The organism is Streptomyces sp. NPDC018000, from assembly GCF_044328025.1.
Lineage (GTDB): Bacteria > Actinomycetota > Actinomycetes > Streptomycetales > Streptomycetaceae > Streptomyces.
Map to the genome: position 1 here is coordinate 762,331 of NZ_JBIRGM010000002.1, position 22,843 is coordinate 785,173.

The 22,843-nt window shown below is 71.4% G+C and carries 14 protein-coding genes; 13 read left to right on the forward strand and 1 reads right to left on the reverse strand.

Features of this window, described 5'->3' with window-relative positions; translation table 11 throughout:
- The first annotated feature begins 64 nt into the window (after nt 1–64).
- From ACH4EW_RS08000 to ACH4EW_RS08030, 7 genes are all read left to right on the forward strand, one after another.
- Nucleotides 65–3,331: an amino acid adenylation domain-containing protein gene (locus tag ACH4EW_RS08000; RefSeq protein ID WP_398252993.1), complete on the forward strand. Its 3,267-nt coding sequence runs from the start codon at nt 65–67 to the stop codon at nt 3,329–3,331.
- Nucleotides 3,328–9,828, forward strand: a complete 6,501-nt coding sequence (locus ACH4EW_RS08005; protein WP_398252995.1) for an amino acid adenylation domain-containing protein — start codon at nt 3,328–3,330, stop codon at nt 9,826–9,828. Before ACH4EW_RS08000 ends, ACH4EW_RS08005 begins: the two co-directional genes overlap by 4 nt.
- Nucleotides 9,829–10,030: 202 nt before the next feature.
- Complete coding sequence (gene gntD / locus ACH4EW_RS08010) at nt 10,031–11,110, forward strand: guanitoxin biosynthesis L-enduracididine beta-hydroxylase GntD (RefSeq protein WP_398252998.1); 1,080 nt, start codon at nt 10,031–10,033, stop codon at nt 11,108–11,110.
- A 49-nt stretch (nt 11,111–11,159) separates the two neighbouring features.
- Nucleotides 11,160–11,936, forward strand: coding sequence for an SDR family NAD(P)-dependent oxidoreductase (locus tag ACH4EW_RS08015; RefSeq protein ID WP_398253001.1), 777 nt, complete (start codon nt 11,160–11,162; stop codon nt 11,934–11,936).
- Between the two features lie 31 nt (nt 11,937–11,967).
- The gene (locus ACH4EW_RS08020) at nt 11,968–13,209 is read left to right on the forward strand and encodes a cytochrome P450 (protein WP_398253004.1); all 1,242 of its coding nucleotides are present in this window, start codon (nt 11,968–11,970) and stop codon (nt 13,207–13,209) included.
- Nucleotides 13,210–13,465: 256 nt separating this feature from the next.
- Nucleotides 13,466–13,810 (forward strand): acyl carrier protein, encoded by a 345-nt coding sequence (locus tag ACH4EW_RS08025; protein ID WP_398253007.1) that lies wholly within the window; start codon nt 13,466–13,468, stop codon nt 13,808–13,810.
- Nucleotides 13,807–15,555 carry an acyl-CoA dehydrogenase family protein gene (locus ACH4EW_RS08030; RefSeq protein WP_398253009.1) on the forward strand — a complete coding sequence of 583 codons (1,749 nt, stop codon included), beginning with the start codon at nt 13,807–13,809 and terminating at the stop codon, nt 15,553–15,555. The genes ACH4EW_RS08025 and ACH4EW_RS08030 overlap by 4 nt, the downstream gene beginning before the upstream one ends.
- A 96-nt stretch (nt 15,556–15,651) precedes the next feature.
- Here the strand turns inward: ACH4EW_RS08030 and ACH4EW_RS08035 are convergent, their stop codons facing one another.
- Nucleotides 15,652–17,070 carry a helix-turn-helix domain-containing protein gene (locus ACH4EW_RS08035; protein WP_398253012.1) on the reverse strand — a complete coding sequence of 473 codons (1,419 nt, stop codon included), beginning with the start codon at nt 17,068–17,070 and terminating at the stop codon, nt 15,652–15,654.
- A gap of 349 nt (nt 17,071–17,419) precedes the next feature.
- Here ACH4EW_RS08035 and ACH4EW_RS08040 point away from each other — a divergent pair, with 349 nt between their 5' ends.
- The 6 genes from ACH4EW_RS08040 to ACH4EW_RS08065 all read left to right on the forward strand — a co-directional run bounded on the left by ACH4EW_RS08040 (nt 17,420) and on the right by ACH4EW_RS08065 (nt 22,781).
- Nucleotides 17,420–17,920 carry a hypothetical protein gene (locus tag ACH4EW_RS08040; RefSeq protein ID WP_398253015.1) on the forward strand — a complete coding sequence of 167 codons (501 nt, stop codon included), beginning with the start codon at nt 17,420–17,422 and terminating at the stop codon, nt 17,918–17,920.
- An 895-nt stretch (nt 17,921–18,815) separates the two neighbouring features.
- A complete protein-coding gene (locus ACH4EW_RS08045; RefSeq protein ID WP_398253018.1) occupies nt 18,816–18,995 on the forward strand; it encodes a hypothetical protein in 180 nt (59 codons plus the stop codon).
- Between the two features lie 46 nt (nt 18,996–19,041).
- Nucleotides 19,042–19,338 (forward strand): phosphopantetheine-binding protein, encoded by a 297-nt coding sequence (locus ACH4EW_RS08050; RefSeq protein ID WP_398253020.1) that lies wholly within the window; start codon nt 19,042–19,044, stop codon nt 19,336–19,338.
- The gene (locus ACH4EW_RS08055) at nt 19,335–20,843 is read left to right on the forward strand and encodes a class I adenylate-forming enzyme family protein (protein ID WP_398253022.1); all 1,509 of its coding nucleotides are present in this window, start codon (nt 19,335–19,337) and stop codon (nt 20,841–20,843) included. The genes ACH4EW_RS08050 and ACH4EW_RS08055 overlap by 4 nt, the downstream gene beginning before the upstream one ends.
- Nucleotides 20,840–22,105, forward strand: a complete 1,266-nt coding sequence (locus ACH4EW_RS08060; protein WP_398253025.1) for a beta-ketoacyl-[acyl-carrier-protein] synthase family protein — start codon at nt 20,840–20,842, stop codon at nt 22,103–22,105. Before ACH4EW_RS08055 ends, ACH4EW_RS08060 begins: the two co-directional genes overlap by 4 nt.
- A 205-nt stretch (nt 22,106–22,310) precedes the next feature.
- Nucleotides 22,311–22,781, forward strand: a complete 471-nt coding sequence (locus tag ACH4EW_RS08065; protein WP_398253028.1) for an SET domain-containing protein-lysine N-methyltransferase — start codon at nt 22,311–22,313, stop codon at nt 22,779–22,781.
- The last annotated feature ends 62 nt before the right edge of the window (nt 22,782–22,843 follow it).

A 22,843-nucleotide genomic window follows, 5' to 3' on the forward strand; every position in this document is an offset into this window, starting at 1 on the left:
CACCATCGTCGTCGGAACCGAGCTGCCGGCCCGCCGGTGTGCACGAAAGAGTGGCGACCATCCCATGACTTCAGGCGACGCCGACAACGGTCTGCTTCCGCTGACGGCTGCCCAGCGAGGAGTGTTCTTCGCCCAGCGGCTCGACCCCGGCAACCCGGCCTACAACACCGTGGTCGTCATGGAGATCCGGGGTCCGGTGGACGGTGAGCTGCTGCGGCGCGCCATCCGCCGGGCGGAGGGCGAGAGCGGGACCTTCGACGTCGAACTGGTGGAACGGCCGGACGGCCCGTATCAGCGGCCGGTCGCGCCGGGCTGCTCGACGTGGCAGGAGCTCGACCTCAGCGCGGAGCAGGACCCCTTCGCCGCGGCCCGCGCGCTGATGGACCGCGACCGCGCCACCGCGCTCGACCTGCTGACGGACGTGCTGTCCGTGCACGTGCTCATGCGTGTGGGGACGGACCACTACCTCTGGTACCAGCGCAGCCACCACATCCTGTCCGACGGTTACGGCTCGATGCTGCACTCCCGCAGGATCGCCGCCGTCTACGAGGCGCTCGCCGCGGGGAGCGAGCCGACGGGCGAGCCGCTGGGCCGTCTTCAGTCGCTGCTGGCGGACGAGGCGGCCTACCGCGCGTCGGAGGACCGCACCGCCGACACGGCCTACTGGACCCGGACCTTCGCCGACCGGCCCGAGACCGTCAGCCTGGCGCCGGGAACGCCGACGAGCGCCGCGGGGATAGCACTCTCCGCGACCACGGCGCTGCCCGAGGCCGAGCTGCGGGCACTGCACACCGCGGGGCGGGCCGCCCGTACCCCGTGGACGGTGGCGATGATGGCGGCCGTCGCCGCCTACCTGCACGGCATGACCGGGGCCCGCGACCTGACCCTCGGTGTCCCCGTCACCGCACGGCTCGGCGCGAACTCCCACAACGTGCCCGGCATGCTCTCCAACACGCTCCCGCTGCGGCTCACCGTCGACCCCGCGCACAGCCGCACCGAGCTGGTCCGGCACGTCGCGCAGCGGCTCGGCGAGCTCCTCACGCACCAGCGTCACCCGTACGACGAACTCCGGCGCGACCTGCGGCTCCTCGGCTCGAACGAGCAGCTCTTCGGTGTGCTCGTCAACATCATGCCGTCCGGCTCCGAGACCCCGTTCGCCGGGCGCGAAGCGGTCCTGACGGCGCTGTCGGGCGGACAGGTGTCCGACCTGAACATCACCTGCCACCCCGGTCCGGACGGCCGCGACCTGCGGATCGAGTTCGAGGCCAACCCCGACCGCTACACCGCGGAGGAACTGGCCGAGCACCAGGGCCGGTTCCTCGACTTCCTCGGACGGTTCCTCGCCGCCGCGCCGGACCTGCCGCTCGCCCGGGTGGACGTCCTGACGGCCGCCGAACGCATCCGGGTACTCGCCGCGGGCGCCGGGACCCCGGATCCGGCGCAGCCGGTCGCGCCCCGGACCTTCCCCGAGCTGTTCGAGGCGCAGGTCCGCCGGACCCCGCACGCGCCCGCGGTGATCTCCGCAGCCGGGTCCGCCGGGTCCGCCGGGCCCATCGACTACGCGGAGCTCAACACCCGCGCCAACCGTCTGGCCAGGGCACTGGTCGAGCGGGGCGCGGAACCCGAGCGCCTGGTGGCTGTCGCCCTGCCGCGCGGCGTCGCCGCGCTGACGGCCGTGCTCGCGGTGCTGAAGTCGGGCGCCGCCTACCTCCCGGTCGACCTCGACTACCCGCGGGCCCGGGTCACCGGCATGCTCGACGACACCGGCCCGCTGCTCCTGTTGACGACGAGTGAGGCCGACGACCGGACGCTGGCCCCGGGAGTGCCGCGGCTGTACCTGGACGACGCGGGCAGCCCCGTCGGCTCCCCGGCAGCGGAGCAGCCCGGCACCGACCTCGAGGACCGCGAGCGCCGGGCGCCGCTGCTGCCGGAACACCCGGCCTACGTCGTCTATACCTCCGGCTCCACCGGCCGCCCCAAGGGCGTGGTCGTCCAGCACACGGGTCTGGCCGCTCTGGCGCGGCAGCAGGCCGCCGCCCTCGAGGTGACGCCGAAGACCCGTGTGCTGCAGTTCGCGTCGCCCAGCTTCGACGCATCGGTGTGGGAGCTGTGCACCGCACTGCTCACCGGCGCGTGTGCCGTCGTCGCCCCGGCCGAGCGGCTGGCCCCCGGGCAGGAACTGGCGGACCTCGTCCAGGAAACCGGGGCCGGCTGTCTGCTGCTCGCCCCCTCCGCACTGGCCGCCATGCCCCCGGCAGGACTGCCCGAGGGCATCACCCTGGTCGTCGGCGCCGAGGCCTGCTCACCGGACCTGGTCGAGCGCTGGTCGCCCGGCCGGCGCATGGTCAACGCCTACGGCCCCAGTGAGTCGACGGTCATCGCGACCATGAGCGAGCCGCTGTGCGGGCGGATCGTCCCGCCCATGGGGCGCCCGGTCCTCGGCACCCGGGTCCGGCTGCTCGACGACGCGCTGCGGCCCGTGCCTCCCGGAGTCGCGGGCGAGGTGTACCTGAGCGGCGACGGGCTCGCCCGCGGCTACCTCGGCCGCCCCCTGACCACCGCGGAACGGTTCGTCGCCGACCCGTTCGGCGCGCCCGGCGGGCGGATGTACCGGACGGGTGACGTGGCCCGGTGGACGGCGGGCGGCCAACTGACCTACCTGGGCCGCACCGACGGCCAGGTCAAGTTGCGGGGCTTCCGCATCGAGCTGGGCGAGGTCGAGAGCGTCCTCGCGCAGGCGCCCGGCGTCGGCAACGTTGTCGCGATCGTCCGTACGGACCGTCCGGGGTTCCGGCAGCTCGTCGCGTACGTCGTGCCCGCCGCGGACACCGGCGACGCCGCGGCCGGCCGGCTCGACCCGGTCGCGCTGCGCGAGTTCGTCGCGGGGCGGCTGCCGGAGTACATGGTTCCGGCGGTGGTGATGGTGGTGGACGCCTTCGCGCTGACTCCGAACGGCAAGGTGGACCGGCGGGCGCTGCCGGCCCCGGAGTTCCGGGCCTCGGCGGCGTACCGGGCCCCTTCCTCGGAGCGGGAGCGTGTGCTGCACGAGGTGTTCGCCGAGGTCCTCGGCCGGCCGCGGATCGGTGTCGACGACAGCTTCTTCGACCTCGGCGGCGACTCGATCGTCTCGGTACAGCTGGCGGCGGGGGCCCGCCGGGCCGGACTGGCTCTCACCGTCAAAGAGATCTTCGTCCACAAGACCATCGCCCGGCTCGCCCGGATCGCCCAGGACACCGACCCCGAAGCCGGAGCACCCCGTACCGGGAGCCTGGTGCAGATCGACGCGGACGAGCTCGACGAGCTCGAAGCCCAGTGGGAGACATCACTGTGAGACAGACATCCTTGGAAGCGGTGCTGCCGCTCACGCCGTTGCAGCAGGGCATGCTCTTCCACTCCCTCTTCGAAGAGGGAAGTGCCAACAGCGAGCACGTCGACTTCTACAACGTACAGACGCCCCTGGAGCTGGTCGGGGCCCTGGACGCCGAGGCGCTGCGCAACTCCTGCACGGCTCTGCTCGCCCGCCACGCGAGCCTGCGAGCCGGGTTCCTGCAGCGCCGTTCGGGCGAGGCCGTCCAGGCCGTCGCCCGGGAGGTCGACGCGCCGTGGGAAGAGATCGACCTCTCCGGCTTCGGCACGGACGAGCGCCGGCTGCGGCTCGCCCGGCTGCTGGCCGAGGACCGCTCCCGCCGCTTCGGCATGACGAAGCCGCCGCTGCTGCGGTTCACGCTGGTGCGGCTCGCAGCCGACCGGCATGTCCTGGTGATCACCAACCACCACATCCTGATGGACGGCTGGTCGCTCCCGCTGATCCTCGGCGACCTGTTCCGGATCTACCGGGACGGCGGCAAGGCGGACCAGCTGGAACCCGCCGCCCCCTTCCAGGACTACCTCGGCTGGCTCTCGGAGCAGGACCACGCCGAGGCGGAGCGGGCCTGGCAGGCCGCGCTGTCCGGCGTCGAAGGACCGACCCTGGTCGGACACGGAGCGGGCACCGGTTCGTCCCACCGAGTCCAGCAGCGCGTGGTCGCGCACCTGTCCGAGACCCAGACGGCACGGCTCGTCGAGGCCGCCCGCGCGCACGGGCTCACCACCAACACCATGGTGCAGGGCGCGTGGGCACTGCTGCTGACCGTGCTCACCGGACGTCAGGACATCGTCTACGGAAACACCGTCGCCGGACGCCCGCCGGAACTCCCGGCGGCCGACCGCATGGTGGGCCTGATGATGAACACGGTCCCCGCCCGGGTACGGGTCGACCCGGCCGAACCGGTGGCGGACCTGCTCGCCCGGATCCAGGACGAGCAGACGGCAGTGATGGGGTACGAATACCTCGGCCTCGCCGACATCCACCGCGCCGTCGGCGTCACCGAGCTCTTCGACACCACCATCGCCTTCGAGAACGTCCCCGTCGAACAAGCCGTCCGGAGTTCTCTGGTACCCGGCCTCGACGTCACCATGCTGCGGGACGTCGTCGAGGACACGCTCGAAGGCACCCACTACCCGCTGAGCCTGGCCGTCCACCCCGGCGACCGGCTCCGCTTCGAACTCAACTACCGCGAGGACGTCTACACCGGCGAAGCGGCGTCCGGCATCCTTTCGCGCCTGTGCACCGTGCTGCAGGACATCACCGACCGGCCCGAGCTGCCGGCCGGACGGCTGCCGTCGCGCTCGGCCGCCGAGCAGCAGGAGATCCTGCGGGCATCGAGCGGCCGCACCGTCACGCACTCGGCCGGGACCCTGCCCGAGCTGTTCGAGGCGCAGGTCCGCGCGACCCCTGACGCCTGCGCCGTCGTCGACGGCACGACCCGTCTGACCTTCGGCCGGCTCAACGCCGACGCCAACCGGCTCGCCCGGCTGCTCGTCGCCCACGGCGCGGGACCGGGCCGTCTCGTCGGCGTCGCCCTGCCCCGTACCACCGAAGCGGTGACGGCGATCCTGGCCGTCCTCAAGTCGGGCGCCGCGTACCTGCCGATCGACGCCGACCATCCCGCCGAGCGGATCGCGGCGATCTGCGAGGAGGCCGGTCCCGCGCTCCTCCTCGCCGACGGCACCACCGCGTCGGCCGTGCCCGGGGGAGTGCCGGTGCTCCGGGCCGACGAGACCGTACGGCCCGAGGACGCGACGGACCTCACGGACGGCGACCGCCTCGGCGTGCTGCGCCCCGCCGACCTGGCCTACGCCATCTACACCTCCGGCTCCACCGGCCGCCCCAAGGGCGTCGCCGTCGAGCACCGCAACCTGGTCAACATGTTCCACAGCCACCGGGCGAACTTCTTCGAACCGGAGCAGGCCAGGCAGGGCGGCCGGACGCTGCGCGCCGCACTCACCAACTCGCTCGGCTTCGACGCCTCGTGGAGCCAGCTGCTGTGGATGGTCGCCGGACACGAACTGCACATCGTCGACGACACCGTCCGCAAGGACTCGTTGGCGCTCGTCGACTACGTGGTGGGCGCGGCGGTCGACGTCCTCGACACCACACCGTCCGTCGCCCGGCAGATGCTGGCGGCAGGCATGTTCGAGACGGCTGGGCAGCGGCACCGCACAGGCACCCTCGCCCTCGGCGGCGAGGAGGTCGGCGACGCCCTGTGGGACGAGCTGCAGGCCGTACCGGGCTTGTCGGTGTACAACCTGTACGGTCCCGCCGAGTGCACGGTCGACGCGATGCTCTGCCACGCCGACGGATCCGCCCGGCCCTCCATCGGCACCCCCGCCGACAACACCCGGGTGTATGTGCTCGACCCCCTGCTGCGGCCGGTGCCGGCCGGAGTGGTCGGCGAGCTGTACATCGCGGGCCACGGGGTGGCCCGCGGCTACCTCGGCCGTCCGGGCCTGACCGCCGAGCGGTTCGTGGCCGACATCTTCGGCCCGGCGGGCGCCCGCATGTACCGCACCGGTGACCTGGGACGTCGCCGGGCGGACGGCGACGTGGAGTACTGCGGACGATCGGACTTCCAGGTCAAGATCCGGGGCCACCGGATCGAACTGGGCGAGGTCGAAGCCGCACTGGCGGCGGACCCCTCGGTGGACCAGGCAGTGGCGTCGGTGTCCGCCGACGGCGCGGGCGTGCAGCGGATCGTGGGATACGTGCGTCCTGCCGCCGGCGCCCCTGTACGGACCGACGCGCTGCGCGAGTTCGTCGCGGGGCGGCTGCCGGAGTACATGGTTCCGGCGGTGGTGATGGTGGTGGACGCCTTCGCGCTGACTCCGAACGGCAAGGTGGACCGGCGGGCGCTGCCGGCCCCGGAGTTCCGGGCCTCGGCGGCGTACCGGGCCCCTTCCTCGGAGCGGGAGCGTGTGCTGCACGAGGTGTTCGCCGAGGTCCTCGGCCGGCCGCGGATCGGTGTCGACGACAGCTTCTTTGACCTCGGCGGCGACTCGATCATCTCGATGCAGCTGGCGGCGGGGGCCCGCCGGGCCGGACTGGCTCTCACCGTCAAGGATGTCTTCGTCCACAAGACCATCGCCCGGCTCGCCCGGGTGGCCCAGGACGCCGACCCGCACGGTACGAACGGAGCGGCTGCCCCCGCCGACGGGCCGCTGATCGTCCTGACCGACGCGGAGCGCGCGGAACTCGACGCGGACGGAGACCGGACCGCCGGAGTACTGCCGCTGACTCCGCTCCAGCAGGGCATGCACTTCCACGCCTTGCTGGCCGCCGACGGCGTCGACGTCTACACCGCCCAGGCACCCGTCAAGCTCACCGGTACGCTCTCGCCCGCCGTGCTGCGCAAGGCCGTCGACGCGGTCCTCGCCCGCCACACCGCGCTCCGCGCCTCCTTCAGGCTCCTGAGCACGGGCCGTTCGGTCCAGCTGGTGCACGAGAACGTGTCCGTGCCGTGGCAGGAGGTCGACTTCTCCGGACTGGACGAGGACGAACGCCGCCCGCGCCTCGCGGAGCTGATCGACGAGGACCGCGTCCGGCGCTTCGAACTCGCGAAGCCTCCGCTGCTGCGGGTCACCCTGGTCCGGCTCGCGGCCGACGAGCACCTGCTGCTCGTGACGTACCACCACGGGCTGCTGGACGGCTGGTCGCTCCCGCTGTTCTTCCGCGACCTGTTCGCGCTCTACGCCCGCGGCGGCACCGACGGGGCCCGTCCGCCCGCGCAGTTCGCCGACTTCCTCCGCTGGCTCGGCGACCAGGACGACGAGCTGGCCGCGAAGGCCTGGGGCGAGGCACTGGCCGGATTCCAGGAGCCGACGCTCGTCGCCCCGGATGCCGAGGCCGCCGCCGCGGCCGTGCCCCATCTGGTCACGTCGGTCCTCGACGCCGCGCAGACCACGGCACTGTCCGCCGCGGCCCGCGCCGCGGGCCTGACGCTCAACACCGTGGTGCAGGGCGCCTGGGCCATGGCACTGGGCCAGTTGCTGGGCCGGGACGACATCGTGTTCGGCGCGTCCACCGCCGCGCGTCCGCCGGAGCTCCCGCGCGCGGAGGAGATCGTCGGTCTGTTCATGAACACCGTCGCGGTCCGGGTGGGGCTCGACCCGGCACGGCCGCTCGGCCTCGCCCTGGCCGACCTGCAGGCCCAGCAGGCCGAGCTGCGCCCGTACCACCATCTGGGTCTCACCGAGGTGCAGCGGATCGCGGGTCTCGGCGAACTCTTCGACACCGTCATCGGGTTCGAGAACACCCCCTTCGACGGGGCGGCCATCCAGGAGCAGGTCCCGGGCCTGCGCCTGTCCCTCGACGACGAGCCCGTGCCGGGCGCCTCCCACTATCCGCTCAGTCTGGTTGTGATGCCCGGCGAGCGGCTGAGTCTGGAACTCAGCTACCGGGCCGACCTTTTCACCGCTGAGCTGCCCACCGCACTCCTCACCCGGGTGCGCAAGGTCCTCGACAGCTTCGTCCACGAGCCGACGGTGCCCCTCGGGCGGATCGACCTGCTGACGCCACAGGAGCGCGGCCGGCTGCTCGAAGCCGCCGCGGGCGCACACCGCGAACTGCCGGGCACGACCTTCCCCGAGCTGTTCGAGGAGCAGGTACGGCTCCGGCCCGACGCCGTCGCGGTGTACGAGGGCACGCTCGCGGTCGGTTACGGCGAACTCAACGCGCAGGCCAACCGGCTCGCCCGGGCGCTCGTGGCCCGGGGCATCGGCCCGCAGTGCGTCGTCGCGATCGCGATGCCGAAGTCCGCCCGGTCCGTCCTCGCGGTCCTGGCCGTCCTCAAGACCGGCGCCGCCTACCTGCCGTTGGACGTCAACTATCCGCTGGAACGGCTCCGTTACGTCATCGACGACGCGCGGCCCGACCTCGTCCTCACCACCGGTGCGGCGGCGGACCTGATGGCCGAGGCGGGCGCCGGACGCACGCTGCTCCTGGACGGCTCCGCACCGATGGCCGGTGCCTCGATCGACCTCCTCGGCGAGGCGGCGGAGTGGATCGCCGGCCTGTCCGACGCGGACCTGACCGACGCGGACCGCTCGGCGCCGCTGCGGCCCGGGACCACCGCGTACCTGATCTACACCTCCGGGTCGACCGGTCGCCCGAAGGGCGTGCTCGTACCCCACCTCGGCATCGCGGCCATGGTCGACCAGCAGCGCGACGGGCTCGCCCTGCGCGCGGACGAGCGGGTGCTGCTGTTCGCCTCGCCGAGCTTCGACGCCTCGGTGTGGGAGCTGGCCACCGCCCTGCTGACCGGGGCGAGCGCGGTCATCGCGACCGCCGACGAGCTGTTGCCGGGGCCGGCCCTGGCAGCGACGGTGTCCCGGCACGGTGTGACCACGCTGCTGCTCCCGCCGTCCTCGCTCGCCGTGCTGCCCGAGGACGGTCTGCCGCCCGGTGTCACCCTCGTCGTGGGCGGCGAGGCATGCCCGCCGGACCTGGTCGAACGCTGGTCGGCCGGACGCCGCATGGTCAACGCCTACGGCCCCACCGAGGCGACCGTCATGGCGACGATGAGCCGTCCGCTGGCGGGCCGGACCAGCCCGCCGCTGGGCGAGCCGGTCGTCAACGCCCGCGTGTACCTGCTGGACGACGCGCTGCGGCCGGTCCCGGCGGGGGCGCCCGGAGAGCTGTACCTGGCGGGCGACGGCCTCGCGCACGGCTACCTGCGCCGGGCCGGGCTCACCGCGGAACGCTTCGTGGCCGACCCCTTCGGCCCGGCGGGCACGCGGATGTACCGCTCCGGCGATGTCGCGCGCCGCACCCCGGACGGAGTCCTGGAGTACCTGGGCCGGGCCGACCAGCAGGTCAAGGTGCGCGGCTTCCGGATCGAGCCGGGCGAGATCGAGGCGGTACTGGCCGACGACCCGTTGGTCGCCCAGGCGGCCGTGGTCGTCCGCGAGGACCAGCCCGGCCTCCGGCGCCTGGTGGGGTACGTGGCCCCGGATCCGGCCGGCCGGCCGGATCCGGCGGCGCTGCGCGACCGGGTCGCCGCCGCCCTGCCCGAGTACATGGTGCCCGCGGCCGTCGTCGTCCTCGACCGGCTGCCGGTGACACCGAGCGGCAAGCTCGACCGCAATGCCCTGCCCGCGCCGGACTTCTCCGGCGGCAGCACGGGCCGGGCACCCCGTACCGCACGCGAGGAGCAGCTGTGCGCGCTGTTCGCGAAGGCGCTGGGAGCGGAGCGGGTCGGTGTCGACGACAGCTTCTTCGACCTCGGCGGCGACTCGATCATCTCGATCAAGCTCGTCACCCTGGCCCGCGCGGACGGCCTGGACATCGGCCCCCGCGACGTGTTCACCCACAAGACCGTGGCAGCGCTCGCCGCCGCGGTGAAGGAGCTCGCCCCGGACCCGGGCCCGGACGGCGACGAGGCCGGTCCGGCGGAGCCGCTGCTCGTCCTGGACGAGGACGAACTCGCGGAGTTCGCCGAGGACTGGCAGTAGCCGGCCCGAGCGGCTGACCGTACGCACCACTCGCATCACTCGCACCACTTGCACCACTCGCACGACCGCTGGACCAGTACGGCCGGGACCCTGCTCGGCCGGTCCAGTGGGCACCACCACGCGATCCGGCGGCAACGCGCGGACCGCACAGGACCGGACGACGGACGACCCGAGCGGTCACGACCTGGTGAGGACCAACGACATGACAACCTTCCCCCCTGCTGTTGACGCGTCCCGCCCGGACACGGCCGCCCGGGACAGCGACCACGTCGACACCCCGCTCGAATACCACCTCGACGCCGAGGAGGTCGCCCGGCTGCGCGACGCGGCGTCGCGGCTCGGTGACGCCCACGGGGCACCCGACCTGCCGGAGTTCTACGACCGGGCCCACGCGGCGGAGGAGCTGCTGCCCTCCGGGCTGCGCTCCTTCCTGCTCTCCTACCGCCGGACCGAGCGGGCGGCCGCCGCCCTGGTGCACGGCTTCCCGGTGGACGACGCCCGGCTCGGCCCCACGCCGGGACACTGGCGCGAGGCCATCCACAGCAAGGCGGCCCGGGAGCAGGAGCTGTGGCTGGCGCTCTGCGGCATGGTGCTGGGCGATCCGTTCGGCTGGGCGACCCTTCAGGAGGGCCGCATCATCCAGAACATCCTGCCGATCCGCGGCGACGAGGACCGGCAGAGCGGATACGGCAGCGAGAGCCTCCTCGAGTTCCACACCGAGGACGGCTTCCACCCGAACCGCTGTGACTACTTGCTGCTGCTCGGTCTGCGCAACTTCGACCGGGTGCCGACCATCATCGCCTCCGTACGCGACATACGGCTGGACGACCGTGACCGCGAGGTGCTCGCCGAGGCCCGCTTCCACATCCTGCCGGACACCGAGCACATCCGGCAGCTGGCGGCGGCGGCCCCCGGCCACCCCGCACTGGCCAAGTTCCAGGACATGGTGGACCGGCCCACGCCGACCGCGGTCCTCTTCGGCGACCGGCTCAACCCGTACCTGCGCATCGACCGGCCCTTCATGCACGTCGGCTCAGGAGACGTCGAGGCCGAGGCCGCACTCGACCGGCTCATGGCCGAGCTGCAGCGGGTGCAGCAGGACATCGCGGTGGGCCCCGGCTCGATGCTGCTCGTGGACAACTACCGGGCCGTGCACGGCCGTCGGCCGTTCACGGCCCGGTACGACGGGACCGACCGCTGGCTCAAGAAGCTCACCGTCAGCCGCAATCTGCGGCGCAACTTCAGCGGTTACGCGTTCGACCACCACCGCGTCATCGTCTGAGCCGGCCCCGCACCGTCCCGCCGTACCCGCAGAAAGGCAGCAGAAACCCATGCGCACAGTCGTCGTGTCCGGCGCTTCCAGCGGAATCGGGCAGGCCACCGCCGAGCGGTTCGCCCGCTCCGGCGACTACGTGGTCAACCTCGACCTGCGGCCGCCCGCACCGGGCACCGAGGACGGGCCCCGCGAGGGCGGCGGCCACCTCCGTTGGATCGAGCTGGACGTCGCCGACTGGTCCGGCGTCCAGGCCGCCGTCGATCAGGTGCACGCCGAGCGAGGCCGGCTCGACGTCGTCATCGCCAACGCGGGCATCAGCGTCCGGCACGGCATCCTCGACCTCACCGAGGCCCAGGCGCGGCGCACCCTGGACGTCAACCTGATGGGAGTGCTCGCCCTGTGGCGGCACGCCACGCCGCACATGCTGCGCCAGGGCGACGGCGTACTGCTGGCGACCGCGTCCGTCAACGGCTCCCGCGGCTACCCGCTCTACGCGGACTACAACGCCAGCAAGGCGGGCGTGGCCTCGCTGTGCCAGACCTTCGCCGTCGAGCTGAGCCCGCTGATCAGGACCGCGTGCGTCGCACCCGGCGCCGTACTGACTCCCATGCAGCGCGCCGAGTACACCGACGCCATGCTCGACGAGGTCAACGAACGCATCCCGGCCCGCCGGCACGCCCTTCCCGAGGAGATCGCGGACGTCTTCCACTTTCTGGCCTCCCCACAGGCGTCGTTCGTCTCGGGCCAGCAGTTCGTGGTGGACGGCGCCGAGACCGCCGGTGCCACCACCGCGTTCTTCCCCGGCCCCACCAAGCCGCTGAACCAAGACTGACCGGCACACCACAGAGGTCGAGGAAAAAACCATGGACACCCGCCCCGCGCTCACCCCGGACCGGATCGGCGAAATCGATCTCGCCGATCCGCTGCTGCACGCCGGTTACGACCTCGGGCCGATCTGGCGCCACCTGCGCACCGAAGCGCCGGTGCACTGGCAGCCCGAGACCGGGAGCGCCCCCGGCTTCTGGGTGGTGTCCGGTTACGCCGACATCGTCTCGGTGCTCAACAACAGCGAGACCTTCACCTCGGAGCAGGGCAACGTACTCGACACACTGCTGTCCGGCGGCGACTCGGCAGCGGGGAAGATGCTGGCCGTCACCGACGGCCGACCGCACAAGGCGCTGCGCAGCGCCCTGCTGAAGCCGTTCTCGCCCCGCTCTCTCGACGTCGTGGTCGAGAGTGTGCGGCGCGGCACCCGGCGACTGGTCGAGGAGGCGGTGGAGCGGGGCGAGGTGGACTTCGCCGCCGACGTCGCCGCGCACATCCCGCTCGCCGCGATCTGCGACCTGCTCGGCGTGCCGGCCTCCGACCGGCAGCACATCATCGACCTCACCTCCTCCGCGCTGTCCTCCGCGGACGGCATCCCCGACGAGGAGGCGACCTGGTCGTCGCGCAACGGCCTGCTGCTCTACTTCTCCGAACTGGCCGCCGCACGCCATGAGAAGCCGTACGACGACGTGGTCAGCCTCCTGGTGACCAAGGAGATCGACGGGCGGCCGCTGACCCACGAGGAAATCGTCTTCAACTGCTACAGCATCATCATGGGCGGGCACGAGACGACCCGCTTCTCGATGGTCGGCGGTCTGCAGGCGCTGATGGAGCGGCCCGACCAGTGGAAGGCGCTCAAGACCGGCGCGGTGAGCACGGCTTCGGCGGTCGAGGAAGTGCTGCGCTGGACGACCCCGGCCCTGCACAGCGGACGGACCGCGACTCAGGATGTGTTCCTCGGCGACCAGTTTGTCGAGGCCGGCGACGTCGTCACCACCTGGATGGCCTCCGCCAACCGCGACGAGCGGGTCTTCGACCGGCCCGACGACTTCGATCTGGCGCGCAGCCCCAACAAGCACCTGTCGTTCGCGCACGGAGCGCACTTCTGCCTCGGCGCGTTCCTGGCCCGAGCCGAGCTGACGGCTCTCCTGGAGAGCCTGCGCGAGCTGGTGGCCGAGGCCCGGCCGGCAGGTGCGTGCCGTTACGTGTACTCCAACTTCCTGAGCGGCCTGTCAACGCAGCCGGTGTCCCTCACCGCCGAACCCGCCGGCCTCCGCTAGTGCCGGTCGCGGCACCAGGACGTCGAGCACGGCTGTCGTCGACGCCTCCGGAACGGGCTCGCCGGGCCGGGAGCCGCGGCCCGGCAGTGCGGCGGCAATTCGAGCATGGACCGACCGGCAAATGGGGGACGCCCCCATTTGCCGGTCGGTCTATCGGCCCCCAAATCGTAAGTGTGCCTGGCGGTAGTGGAGTTGCCGTGTGTTTGCCGGGTCCGTTGCCTGGGCCCGGTGGTGGGCCCGCCCTACCGTCGATCGCATGACTCAGACCCCTGCCGCCGGCGTCACCGAAGCCGTCTCTCCCGTGGTGAGCGGCCTGGTGCAGCTGATCGCACCGCGCAAGCTCCCCCGGATCGAGGCGGAGCAGCGCCTCGTCGGCGACCTCGGCTTCCACTCCCTCGTGCTCGCGGAACTCGGCTACAACCTGGAGGAGTTGTACGACCTCCGGCCGCTGAACCCCGAGGAGGCCATGAAGCTGGAGCGCGTCAGCGACGTGATCGCGCTGGTCTGCGCCGAGGTGACCGAGGGCCGGGCGCAGCTGCCCGAAGAGGACGCCGTGACGTCCGTCTTCGCCCGCTACGGCTACGAAGGCCCCGCGGCGTGACGGGCCGCGCCTTCGACCGCCCGGCCTACGAACTGGCCGCGGACCTGGAGCGGGTGCTCGGTGACCCGGCCGCTCCGTCCGGCCCGTTCAGCTACGCCGAGACGGTCGCGCACGAGGAGGAAGGCGCCCTGCCCCCGGGCGCGGTGGAACTCGTCAAGTCATGGGGATTCGCGCAGTACTTGGTGCCCGAGGAGTTCGGCGGCCGCCTGCGGAACCTGGAACAGCTCTTCCTGCTGACCCGTTCCCTGTCACGCCGCAATCTGACCGTCGCGGTGATGTTCGGCTCCGCGATCCTCGGCGTCAACCCGGTGTGGCTGTGGGGTGACGAGGAGCAGCGCGAGAAGGTCGCGCGGGGCATCCTCGACGGGGACCTCGCCTGCTTCGCGGTGTCCGAGCCGGACCACGGCAGCGACCTGGGAACCAACGAGACGACGGCGGTGCCCGACGGTGACGGGTTCGTCCTGACCGGCGAGAAGTGGCCCCTCGGCAATGCGACCCGGGGCCGCTTCGTCACGGTCTACGCCGCTGTCGAGGGTGCCGGCTCGTCACTGCTGCTGCTCGACAAGGAGCAGCTCGACGAGGGGAGTTGGGACAACCACCCCTTCGTACGAACCGTGGGCCTGCGGGGGCACGACCTCAGCGGGATCACCTTCCGGGGGACGAAGGTGCCCGCCGGAGCGCTGCTCGGCCGCCGCGGTGCGGGCCTGGCGGAGATCCTGCAGGTGCTGCAGATCACGCGCACGGCGATCGGCGGACTGTCCCTCGGCACCATGGACTCGGTGCTGCGGATCGCGCTGCGTCACGCGCAGGAGCGGGTGCTGTACGGGCAGGAGATCTACCGGATCCCCGTCATCCGGCGGCACTTGGTGAACTCGTACCTCGATCTGCTGATCGCCGAGTGCACGGCACTGCCGGTGGCGCGCTCGCTGTCCGTCGTGCCGTCCCGGCTCAGCCTGTGGTCCTCCGTGGTCAAGTACCTGGTTCCGACGCTCGGCGAGGAGGTCGTGCAGGAGGCCGCCCGGGTCCTGGGGGCACGCAGCTATCTGCGCGAGGGCGTGGCCTCGGGTGCGTTCCAGAAGCTGCAGCGCGACCATGCGATCGCGAGCATCTTCGAGGGCACGACGCACGTCAACCTCCACAGCGTCGCCTCGCAGTTGCCGGCCGTGGCCCGGGTGGCAGACCGTCCGGCACCCGGCGGTGACGACGTGCTGCGGCAGCTCTTCGACTGGTCGCAGGAAGCCCCGGTCTGGCATCCGTCGGGGCGGGCGCTCCGGCTGACCAACGCCACCGAGGACGAGATCACCCGGGGCTGGAGCCCGGCCGTGGAAGAGGCCCTGCGGATCGCGGAGCGCGAACTGCCGCCGCCCGAGGCCGCCGCGCTCATCAAGGTCGTCGGTGAACTCTCCGCGCGCCGGACGGCCTTCTACACCCGGATCGCCGCCGAATCGCTCGACGCGGCGACGGTGCGGGGGCAGGACCAGGCGGCCGAGCACTGCGTTCACCACGCGGCCGCCTCCTGCCTCTACACCTGGCTGTACTCCTTCGAGCGGGAGCGCTCCTCGGCCGGCGGCACCGGCTGGCTGGTGCTGGTGCTGCAGCGGCTGCTGCAGCGGCTGGAGCCGACGGCCGAGCTGGACGAGAGCTTCCTGCCGTGGCTGGAGGAGCGGATGCTGTCGAGCCTTGACGGCCCGGAGTACTTCTCGGTCCGAGCCGTCAAGGAAGCCGCGGGGGTGGTCGGCGACTGAGCAGGACAGCAGCCGTGTTATCCCCCAGGTCGTTAGGCCCCGCCATGGCACCGCGGCCCCTCCGCGGTGTCCGATGCCGCCGGACCGGTGCCGAGGTCATTGCATGGCGGGACGCCGAGCTCTGTCCGCGGGTACCGGCCAAGGGCCGCCCTGCGCGGGCAACCGGCCAGGCCCCGAGGCGCCGGGCCGGCCCACCTGCGAGAGCACGCAGTGCCGTACGAGCGAATGGACGCGGTATCTGTAATCCAGTTGCCGCTCGATGTGGACCAGTGAGGCATCCGCGAGTTCTGCCAGGAGGTGGGCGACCCGCGTCGCCCCGGAGCGACTGCCCTGCTGCGCCCTCAGTACGTCGTCCAGGGAGAAGGCACCCGGCAGCACGGCGAGTTCGCGCAGCAGTTCCCGATGCGGCTGGGGGAGCAGCTCGTAGCTCCACCGCACGCTTCCTGACAGCGTGCGGTGCCGGGACAGATCGCCCGCGTCGACCTGGTCGAGCAGGTGGAAGAGCGTGCCGTCCTTGAGGAGCGAGGTGAGCGGAAGCGATCTGAGCCGCTGGGCGGCTATCTCGATGGTCAGCGGTACGCCGTCGAGGAGCCGGCACAGCCTGTTGACCATTGGCAGGCAGTTGTCCAGGTCGAGAGTCGGCAGACTGGCCTGCACCCGGCGCAGGAAGAGTTCCACCGCGCTCGGCACGGTCGCGTTGTCGTCCCCCTGGCAGTCGACCCGCAGCGGCTCGACCTCCCAGGTCTCGCCCGCACCGACGGCCGGGGCGCGGCGCGAGGTGATCAGCAGATGGAGCCCCGGATGCTCGCCGAGCAGCTGCCGCGCGATACGTCCCGCCTGGTGTGCGACATGCTCGGCGTTGTCCAGGACCAGCAGCCGCCGCCCGGTCTGTGAGCTGTCGCGCGGCAGGGCGTCCTCGCTGTCCAGCTCCCGGACGATGCGCATCAGCTCTCTGTTCGCGAGAGCGGGGTCACGGTGTTCGGGTGGGCAGTCGTGCAGCTCGGCGATGGCCACCCCGTCCCGGAACAGCGGTCGCAGCCGGGCCGCTGCCGCGTGGGCGAGACGGGACTTGCCCACGCCGCCGGCGCCGGTGAGGACGACGAGCCGGCTGCGCTGTGTGGTGGCCAGGACGTGCCGCAGGTCTGCCTGCCGGCCCACCAGCGGATCGTTGAGCGGCCGGGGGCCACGCCACGGCGGGAGTGCCGACGCGTTCGACTGGTGCGATTCCGGGCGCCGCTCGGGCAGCACCGGCCAGCCCGCACTGCCCCAGAGCACAGTCTCGGAGATGTCGGTGGCGGTGACACCGAACGCGGAGAGCAGCAGTCCCACCGAGGTCCGGCGCGGGTTGGTGTTGGAGCCGGTCTCCAGATTGCGAATCGTGCGGACGCTGACGCCGGAGCGCTCGGAAAGCTCCTCCTGCGTCCAGCCGGAGACTCTGCGCTGGTTGAGAAGAAAGTCCCGCAGCTGGCGGATATCTGTTCTGTCAAACGGGAAGAGGTCGTTCGGAACCTGCATGTAAAAGTCATCCCCCTGAGATGAGCTGTGTCGTGTGCACCTCACGCTGGGCACACGAATGGGACCGTGCGCGCGAATCGGTGAGCACCGGCTCCGCTGGTCACGCGGGACGGCATTCAGAATCCGACGGAGGCGCACCGCTGCGGATGGGCGTCAATAGCCCGTGAAGAAATGGTTCGCCGAGTGCTTCCGCACCTCGACTGCTCACGACGTCGTGTGACCTGGCGGTGACCGGTTCGCGGCTCTGGCGAAGCGTCATCGTCGTACGACGATCTCGTGCACGTGATTGTGGATCCGCAGTCGAGGCCGGGTGCGGCCGGCGAACGCCGAATTGAAGCGGCGTCTAGCCGTGGGATCTTCGAATCACTCCAAGCCGCCCTCGTCCACATCGCCGTTCCGCAAGCCCGCGTCGCGTTATCGGCGTCGGTGGCCGGGCCGTCGCAGTGAGGACCGGCCGGGCCACGAGGACCGCACCCTGGAACGGGTTGCCGATCCGGACGAGATCGCCGAGCACCGGCCCTCCGCGTGCGCCGACTGCGGTGAAGCGCTCATGGCGGTGGCGCCGGAGGGTGTCATCGCGCTCTGTCGGTACGGACCCGGCGCGGCCGCGCCGGCCGTCTGTGCACAGGTCCAGCAGCGTCTGCCCAGTGCCCGCACCGCCGCGTCGGCCGGCTCCGGCCTCTCGGAGGGCTTCCTGGCCGCCGCACCGGAACGGGCCGTCGGCCGACTGACCCGGTACATCGCTCACCCCCGGCGCGGAGCGGAGGTGGTGAAGGCAGCCGGTGTGCTGCCGTACTTCACCGGTACCGCCGTCACAGGTGCCGGTACCGATGCCCACGCCGTCTGCTAAGCGGGCCGAACCATCCTCGCCAGCCAGGAGGTCACCGGATTCACCGAACGCTTCCGCCACGCGGTGCGCTGCGGCCGGGCCGCCGACGCCGGCCCTCCACCCGGGGAGAAGGAACCTTTCGCCTGGCAGCTCGCCGACCGGATGGCCCGCCGCGACGACTTCCTGCGCTTCCTGTGCGAGCCGACCGTGTCCTTCACCAACAGCCAGGCCGAGCAGGACATCCGCAGGACCGAAGTCCAGGCGGAGACCTCCGGCGGCTGGTGCACACGCACCGGCGTGAGCCGCCGGCTCCTCGTGCGTTCCCGCCTGTCCACCGCCACTAAACACGGCCTCAACCCCATCACCTCCGCGCTCACTTCACCGCAAACACCTGGCTGCCGACCACTCACGCGTGATCAAGACCTGCGCAGTCACCGCCGCTCTCGATCCAAAACTCCTTCAGTTCGTCTTCCGCGTTGCGGTACTTGCCCGCACTCGGCAAATCGGGTCATGTCCCCGCTTCACCGATGACGGTCCGCACGGCCGACCGGTCCCATAGAGCCAATCAACCCCAAACACAATCTGCCATGACCGCGGCCACAATTCCAGCTTAGGGTTTCCTTAACATCTTCACAGTCAGAAACAGTCGTGTTACCGGGAGTTCGTTGAATCCCGCGCAGTCCACTCGCCCCGCGTGGCCAGGGCAGTGGTCGGCTGTGGCGTGGTGCGAATTCCGAGGTCGCCGTCCCTGGGCGAATTCGCGGGCGGGGTGAAGAGCCGGGCGTGCAGCGGGTCTTGGGAGAGGGTTCTGCTGCCTGAATTGCCGGTGCTGTGTCCCCTCGAATTGCCGGTGTGCTGCCTGGTCGAGCGGTGAGGCATCGCCGAGCATCCATGACGGGGGTTCACGCCACGTGGCATGGCCGACGAGGCAGCAGGCGGATGGGGGAGCGAGTGGCATCGGCCCGGGCACATGAGCGCGGTCGGCCAACTTGTCCGCCTGGACGAGCACATACGGGCCGGGGAGCGGACGCCGGGCGATCTCGTGGCCCTCGCGGTACCGGGAACGCACCGGTTCCGCACGCTCATCGAAGTCTGACGACATGAAGCGGCCAGCGACCCGCGCACTCTCCGAGAGGACAACCATGCCCCCTGAGCACCCCGCCGCACTGATGAAGGTGCCCACGATCTCCGAGGAGGAGATCGCCCGGTTCGTGATCGACCACTTCCTGGACGACGACGCGGACGGCCTGGACGCGGAGCAGGACCTGCTGGCCGAGGGTGTGATCGACAGTCTCGGCGTGCTGCACGTCTCGGCCTGGCTGGAGAAGCGGTACGGCGTGACACTGCCGTACGACGAGTTGTCCCCCAGGAACTTCCGCTCCGTGCGCGCGATCCGGGAGGCCGCTGAGCGGGCCGCGGCCGGTGGCGGCGCGTCGTGAGCGGAGCACCGGCGACGACGCTCGTCCAAACCGAAGTCACGGACGGTGTCGAGGTTCCGAGCCGGGCCGATATGGTGGCCGCCTCTCTTGGCGTCGCACGGGAAATGGAACGGCACGGGTTCAGGCCCGGCGACCGGGTCGTACTCAAGGCCGACAACTCCGCAGCGTATGTGTACGCGCTGCTGGCGCTCGCGCATCTGGACGCGTCCCTGGTCCTCCTGGACCACCGCCAGACCGGTGCGGAGACCCGTACCGTGATCGAGCAGTGCCGGGTTCGCTGGGTGATCGGCGACGGTCCGGACGACGGGCTGTGCCCGGGACCCGGCGCGCCGCGCTTCCTGAGTCTCGAAAGCCTCACAGCCGCTCCCGGTCCTTCCTCCGAAGCGCCCACCGATCTGGACTTCTCCAGGTGGCAGAGGCGCACCGATGCCCTGGTCGCGTGGTCGACCGGATCGACGGGCAGGGCCAAGGCGATCGTCAAGCCGGGGGGAGGCTTCCTCACCAACCTGCGGCGGACCGTGGCGCACATGGGCTACCGGGACAGCGACACGTTCCTTCCGCTGCTGCCGTTCTCCCACCAGTACGGGCTCTCGCTCATCTTTCTCGCCTATCTCGCCGGCGCTTCCATGCTGGTCTCCCCGTTCCGGCGTATCGACCTGGCGATCAGGGCGGGCGCGGCCCACGGCGCCACGATCGTCGACGCCACGCCGGCGACGTACCGGAGCCTGCTCAACCTGGCCCAGCGGAACCCGGGGCTGCTCGAAGGTCTGGAGGGCGTCCGTCTCTGGTGCACCGGCGGCTCCCCCCTGGACCAGACGCTGAGCGTACGGTTCCGGTCCCTGGTGGGCGCCCCGCTGCTGGACGGCTACGGCAGTACCGAGCTGGGCAACGTCGCCTTCGCCACCCCCGCTCATCCGCTGGGATGCGGCAGGACGCTCAAGGGGATCGACGTCCGGGTGGCCCCTGAGAGCGGCGACGGCGCGCCCGGCCCCGATGACTCGGCGGGAGCGGAGTTCGGCCAGATCTGGGTGCGGTCCCCGGACGGCATGGCCGGCTATCTCGAACCCGACGGAACGATTCGAGAACAGACCGGCGAGTGGTACCGGACCGGTGACTTCGGCTATCTCTCGGACGACGGCGACCTGTTTGTCATCGGCCGCTCCCATGCCGTCCACCGGATGGGACATCTGCTCTATCCGGAGGCTCTCGCCGCGAAGGCGAGCGGCTGCGGACGGCAGGTCGTGGTCGTTCCGGTCGACGACGAGAGGTGGGGAAGCCGCCTGATCTTCGTCGTGGCCGATCCCGACGAGGGCGACCCGCAGCTCTGGCGGGAACTGATCTGTTCGATGCTCGCCTCGTACGAGCATCCCAACCACGTCGTGGTCGTCCCCGACCTTCCGCTGAACCGGAACGGGAAGATCGACACCGGTCGGCTGCGGCTGCTGCTGCGCGACGACCACCCGGTGATATGGAGCGGCCGCACGCGGAACGGAGCCGTGCTGTGAGGGCCGGAGCGGTACGGGAAACACCACGACGGGTCGTGGTGACCGGCTGCGGCGCGGTCACACCGGTGGGCCCGGACATCCCGTCCCTGTGGCAGGCGCTCCTGTCCGGGCGGAGCGGGATCGACACGGTGACGGGGTTCGACACCACCGGCCTCTCGGTGACCATCGCCGGTGAGGTGCGTGACTTCGACCCCCTTGTGTTCATGCCGAAACGGGCGGTCCGGCGCCTGGACCCCTTCGCCCAGTACGCGCTCGCCGCCGCGGTCCAGGCGGTGGACTCGTCGGGCCTGACCATGCCGATGTCCCGGCCCGACCGGCTGGGGGTGCTCATCGGCTCGGGCTACGGAGCGGAGAAGACGATCATCGCGGCCACGGAGGCGCTGATCGCCGACGGCCCCCGCGGCGTCAGCCCGTACTTCGCCGTCAGTGGCGGCATCGACTCCGCGGCCGTGGAAGTCGCGATGCGCTTCGGCGCGCAGGGCCCGTCCGGCGCGATGAGCACGGCCTGCGCGACGGGTGCGACCTGCATCGGCGACGCCGCGCGCATGATCGCGACGGACATGGCCGATGTGGTCATCGCCGGCGCGTCGGACGACTGCCTCACCAAGGTGGACATGGCGGCGACCGAGCGGACCGGGGTGCTGTCCAGACGGAACGACGATCCCGCCGGTGCGAGCCGCCCCTTCGACCTGGGGCGCGACGGGTTCGTGATGAGCGCCGGCGCCGGTGTGGTGGTGCTGGAGGAAGCCGGGCACGCGATGCGGCGGGGCGCCGACATCCTGGCCGAGGTGGTCGGTTACGCCGCGACCACCGACGCCTACCACCTGACCTCTCCGGACCCGGAGGGACGGGGGCTGCAACGGGCGATGCGGCTGGCGCTGTCGGACGCGGACACGGACGTCAGCGCCATCGACTACATCAACGCCCATGCCACGGGGACCGCCGGCGGAGACCGGGTCGAGATCGTGGCTCTCCGAGAGGTGTTCGGAGACCGTCTCGCCAAGATTCCCACCACCTCGGTGAAGTCCGTCCTCGGTCACATGATGGGCGCGGCGAGCGCCGTCGACCTGATCGTGACCGTCGAGGCGATGCGCACCGGAACCGTACCGCCGACCACGAACTGCCCGGACCCCGAGGATCCGGAGCTGAACTTCGTCACCCAGGAGGCGGAGCGGCGCGAGATCCGTACCGCCATGAGCAACTCGTTCGGGTTCGGCGGTCACAACGCCGTGCTCGTCGTGAGGTCGTTCGACGGCCGCTGACCGGCGCCGCGCGACCCGATGGAGCGGTGGGCGGGCCGGGAACGAACCGGCCCGCCCACGCCACAGCCGTCCCCTTGTCCATCCAACAAGCCCGCCCCAATGGGATGTCGGCCCACCGCGGAACAGCAGGAGCTGAAGCCGGTGGGCGGACGCACGGAACCGGCTGCGCACAGCCGGAACGGAAGAGACGAAAGGCACCACAGTCATGAGCAACTTGCACGGTGACCAGCTCACGGTGGAGAAGAACTACCGGACCGCCACGGGATGCACCGCCGGGACCGGCCTGGTGGCCAGTACGGTCATCGAGGTGGGAGCCGAGGTCATGCCCCTGAGCGACTGCGTCCCGGCGGACGCCTCCAGGTACACGATCCAGGTCGAACGGAACCTGCACGTCATAGGGAACGACATCCGGTTCCTGAACCACTCCTGCGACCCGAACACCTTCGTGGACGCCGTCGCCGGCAAGGTCGTCAGCACCTGCCGGATCGAGCCCGGTGACGAGCTGACCTTCTTCTATCCCTCCACCGAGTGGGACATGTCCAGCCCGTTCCGGTGCGCCTGCGGCTCGACGGACTGCGTGGGCGAGGTCACCGGTGCCGCCTTCCTGACCGCCGATGCCCTCAAGCGATACAGGATCAACGCCCACATCGAGGAACTCATGGCGGAGCGGGACTGAGACTCGCCTCTCGCGGCCCGCGGTGCCGCGGACAAGCGTGCAGCACGCCGTTGGCCGGTCGA

Coding starts and splice junctions, on each gene's coding strand:
- ACH4EW_RS08025 (WP_398253007.1), top strand. CDS start 13,466: ATGACTCAGACCCCTGCCGCCGGCGTCACCGAAGCCGTCTCTCCCGTG.
- ACH4EW_RS08000 (WP_398252993.1), top strand. CDS start 65: ATGACTTCAGGCGACGCCGACAACGGTCTGCTTCCGCTGACGGCTGCC.
- ACH4EW_RS08020 (WP_398253004.1), top strand. CDS start 11,968: ATGGACACCCGCCCCGCGCTCACCCCGGACCGGATCGGCGAAATCGAT.
- gntD (WP_398252998.1), top strand. CDS start 10,031: ATGACAACCTTCCCCCCTGCTGTTGACGCGTCCCGCCCGGACACGGCC.
- ACH4EW_RS08015 (WP_398253001.1), top strand. CDS start 11,160: ATGCGCACAGTCGTCGTGTCCGGCGCTTCCAGCGGAATCGGGCAGGCC.
- ACH4EW_RS08035 (WP_398253012.1), bottom strand. CDS start 17,070: ATGCAGGTTCCGAACGACCTCTTCCCGTTTGACAGAACAGATATCCGC.
- ACH4EW_RS08065 (WP_398253028.1), top strand. CDS start 22,311: ATGAGCAACTTGCACGGTGACCAGCTCACGGTGGAGAAGAACTACCGG.
- ACH4EW_RS08045 (WP_398253018.1), top strand. CDS start 18,816: ATGGCCGACGAGGCAGCAGGCGGATGGGGGAGCGAGTGGCATCGGCCC.
- ACH4EW_RS08050 (WP_398253020.1), top strand. CDS start 19,042: ATGCCCCCTGAGCACCCCGCCGCACTGATGAAGGTGCCCACGATCTCC.